We start from the raw sequence: 240 nt of genomic DNA, 5'->3' as shown, positions 1-240 counted from the left end.
TTTCCTGGGGCTCAGATTATGACGATCTAAACACCAATGCCAGCGCCTTCGCCTATAACGTCCCGGGTGGTTCCAAAACCCTGGCGTGGCGCGTCGGCTGGGATATTCCGGATCTGAGTGCGAAATCCCGCGCAGCGGCCGGTGAAAGCGATGCGGTTAAGCGCCGTGCGCTCTATACCGATTTGCAGGAAACCGTGCAGCAGAACTCACCGGTTGTGGTGACGGTACAGGGCGCGCAGC

Annotated in this window: 1 pseudogene; it reads left to right on the top strand. The window is 59.6% G+C overall.

Annotated features, from left to right (window positions below):
• A pseudogene (locus tag KVT28_RS26535) lies at nucleotides 1-240 on the top strand (ABC transporter substrate-binding protein); the annotation flags it as partial.

It is taken from the genome of Pantoea sp. GbtcB22 (assembly GCF_019091025.1).
Lineage (GTDB): Bacteria > Pseudomonadota > Gammaproteobacteria > Enterobacterales > Enterobacteriaceae > Pantoea > Pantoea leporis.
This window is presented reverse-complemented; position numbering and strand designations above follow the sequence as displayed.